Annotated in this window: 4 protein-coding genes; 3 read left to right on the top strand and 1 reads right to left on the bottom strand. The window is 69.9% G+C overall.

Annotated elements, in window-relative coordinates; translation table 11 throughout:
• The 3 genes from WBL06_RS02480 to WBL06_RS02470 form a co-directional block, all read left to right on the top strand.
• A partial coding sequence (locus WBL06_RS02480) for a hypothetical protein (protein WP_424454395.1) occupies positions 1-436 on the top strand: 436 nt, incomplete at its 5' end.
• A gap of 82 nt (positions 437-518) precedes the next feature.
• Positions 519-1223 carry a hypothetical protein gene (locus WBL06_RS02475; RefSeq protein WP_424454394.1) on the top strand — a complete coding sequence of 235 codons (705 nt, stop codon included), beginning with the start codon at positions 519-521 and terminating at the stop codon, positions 1221-1223.
• Positions 1220-2209, top strand: coding sequence for a nucleotidyl transferase AbiEii/AbiGii toxin family protein (locus tag WBL06_RS02470; RefSeq protein WP_424454393.1), 990 nt, complete (start codon positions 1220-1222; stop codon positions 2207-2209). The genes WBL06_RS02475 and WBL06_RS02470 overlap by 4 nt, the downstream gene beginning before the upstream one ends.
• A gap of 22 nt (positions 2210-2231) precedes the next feature.
• Here the strand turns inward: WBL06_RS02470 and WBL06_RS02465 are convergent.
• Positions 2232-2923, bottom strand: a 692-nt coding sequence (locus WBL06_RS02465) for a tyrosine-type recombinase/integrase (protein ID WP_424454392.1), incomplete at its 5' end; no start/stop codon positions are given.

Genomic DNA, 2923 nt, shown 5'->3' with positions numbered 1-2923 from the left:
GGTGCCCCGCTCCGGGTTCACGATGCCGAAGGAGTCGTTCCTGGACGCCGGGCTCGGACTCGTGCAGCGCATCGAGAACCGCGTCAGCGGCATCCCCTCCCTCCTCGACCAGGCCCGCGAAGACCTGAGAGAAGCCGAGCAGACCGTCGCCGACACCCAGCAGCGCCTGGGCCAACCGTTCCGCCACGCTCAGACCCTCGCCGACGCCGAGGAAGACCTCGCCCGCGTCGAGTCCCAGCTCGCCGCGATGCACGACGAACCCGCACCCGAGCCCGCCGCGCCAGAGTCTGAGCGCGTCGAGCTGACCATCGAAGCAGTGCGCTCCTACGAGCCGAACCTGGGATCACGAGAGGGCACGGACGTTCCCGCTGCGGGAGACTGGAACAGTACCGCTGCCCACAGCCCCGAGAGGGAACCGCCGGGACTGCGACTGTGAAACGCTTAGTGCAGGTTCTCGTTCTGGCTTGTAGACTGGACTACCGCAGGTTCTCGTATCCCGTTGCTGAAAGGAGTGTGTGATGTCGATCTTGCTCGCGCCCCGCCGAAACCGCCAGGGCGCTGCCGCAGCCCGGCGCGCCGTGCTCGCGTCGCGGGGGCGCTTCTGGGAGCCGGGCGATTTCTCGCTCACTCCGTCGACCGCGCATCATCTGCTCGGCGAGCTGGAGGCTCGCGGCGAGCTGCGGCGCGTGCGACGCGGCCTGTACTGGCGCGGCACGAAGACGCCGCTGGGCATGGCCCCGCCCCCGACCGAGCGACTGATCGATGCGCTCGCCCCCGGCCCCGGCGTCGGTCCTGCGGGCCTGTCCGCGGCGAACCTGCTGCGCCTGTCGACGCAGATCCCGCGCCGCGCACTGGTGGCCGTTCCCGAGCGGGCTCCGTCGAATGCTGGGCCGGTCTCGTTCGTGTCCCGCGCGACGCGCACCGGACGGGCGAAGGCTGGGCTGAACGCCACCGAGGTCGCCGCGCTCGAAGTCCTCGACGACTGGAACGCCGTGCTGGAGGTCACCCCGGACAAGGCCGCAAGGCGGCTGACCGACCTGCTGCGCAGCGGCGGCATCCGCGCCGAGCGGCTCACCCAGGCTGCGGCCACCGAGCCGGGCCGCACTCGTGCGCGCCTCGCCGCGCTGCTCGCTGCGGCCGGGCGGGACGACCTCGCGGCACGGATTCCGTCACCCGATCCCCGCACGCGCCAGTCGGCGCTCGCCACTTTGGAGGCGGCATGACCGATTCGACGCTGTGGCGAGATGACGATCCCGAGGTGTTCCGCGGCACGTTCCTCGCCGCCGCGGAACGCCTCGGCGTGCAGCCGCTCGCAGTCGAAAAGGACTACTGGGTCTGCGAGGCGCTGCGCGCGATGACGACCGCCCATCCGGGCGAGGTTGTCTTCAAGGGCGGCACGAGCCTGGAGAAGCTGCGGATCATCCGGCGCTTCTCCGAAGACCTCGACCTGCTCGTCATCGGCCAGTACCCGTCGAAGAACGCCGAGCAGCGCGCGCTGCGAACCCTGCTCACCACCGCGGCGGAGGCGACCGGCGCGGAACCGACCGGGGTGACAGCGGGCGGCAGCTCCGGCTCGTTCCACCGATCCGGTTACCTCAGCCCGCCGCTGGAGCACCGCGGCGAGCCCGGCGTGATTGCCGACCCCGCGGCGATCCTCGTGGAACTCGGCCAGTCCGGTGGGCCGAACCCGCACGCCCCGCACCCGGTCACCTCGCTCCTGGCACGCGAGCTGGCCGACTCGGGCTTCGACACGAGCGCGTGGGATGACCTGGCCTCCTTCGACGTGCCGATCCTGCATCCGGGACGCACGCTGCTGGAGAAGCTGCTGCGAGTGAACAACTTCGCCGCCGACCCCGAAGCCGCAGCCTCACCGCACGGCTGGGCCCGCATCGGCCGACAGCTCTACGACATCTCCGCGCTGCTCCGCGATCCCTCCGTGCGCGAGTTGCTGGCAGACAAGTCACTCGTCGCCGACATCCTCACCAGCGCCCGCGAGGTCTCCGCGGCGTTCGGCAAGCCCGACCTTCCCACGCCCGCCGGCGGCTTCGCCGCATCACCGGCATTCGACGCGGCATCCCCTTTCGCAGACCGCCTCCGAGCCGAGCACGACGCAGCCATGCGCGACCTCTACTACGGCACCGACGCACCGCCGAGCTTCGGCGACATACTGGCTCAGGTTCGGGCAGACGCGGCGCTCCTCGAACCCTGAGCCAGGTGCCCTCCGTGGTGGTTCATGCGTCGATGCCCGCGAACGCCTCGTCGAGCGCGTCAGCGGCGACCTCGACGATGAGTTCGGGGCGCTTTGCGTAGTGCCCTTCAGTGATCGCTGAGTCACTGTGCCCGAGCAGGTCTCGTGCGACCTCGACGCCAGCCGTGTCCGATACCGCCGCAGCGACCGCCTTGCGGAGACTACGGAAGGTGAAGTGCTCGGCGTCGACCCCGATAGCCAGCAGTTCCGGCTCGAACTCGCGGCGGAACATCCGCAACAGTTCGCCCAGCGCGCTGGGATCGCGCGGACGACCACGCTCAGACGTGAACAGCACGTCGTCTGGGTTCCGCTCAGGGTCGGGAACGTGGCTCGCCACGAGTTCGCTCAGAACCTTCGCCGCGAACTTCGGAACGCGAACCCATCGCTTCTGTCGCTCCGCTTTGGGCGAGTCTTGGCGGAACAGGCCGCGGGACCTCGTGCGAACCATCGTCCCGCCGACCCAGACGAGTGCCTCCATCGTCAGGCTTCCATCCGGCTGTTCCACCGCCTCGAACCGCACGTCCTGGAACCGGATCGCAATCGGCTCTGCGGTCCTCTCGGAGGTGCCGAGCGTGATGAGGATGTAGTCGGCGAGCAGCTTGTAGTTGGGCCGTCGGCCCACCGGATACCGCTTCCGGTGCCGCTCGGGCCACACGTCGCGGATGAGGTGGAGGA

The sequence above is a fragment of the Pseudolysinimonas sp. genome (genome assembly GCF_049651805.1).
GTDB lineage: Bacteria > Actinomycetota > Actinomycetes > Actinomycetales > Microbacteriaceae > Pseudolysinimonas_A.
This window is presented reverse-complemented; position numbering and strand designations above follow the sequence as displayed.

Bases quoted from the DNA above. Each gene is read 5' to 3' on its own strand.
- WBL06_RS02475 (WP_424454394.1), top strand. From the start codon at position 519: ATGTCGATCTTGCTCGCGCCCCGCCGAAACCGCCAGGGCGCTGCCGCA.
- WBL06_RS02470 (WP_424454393.1), top strand. From the start codon at position 1,220: ATGACCGATTCGACGCTGTGGCGAGATGACGATCCCGAGGTGTTCCGC.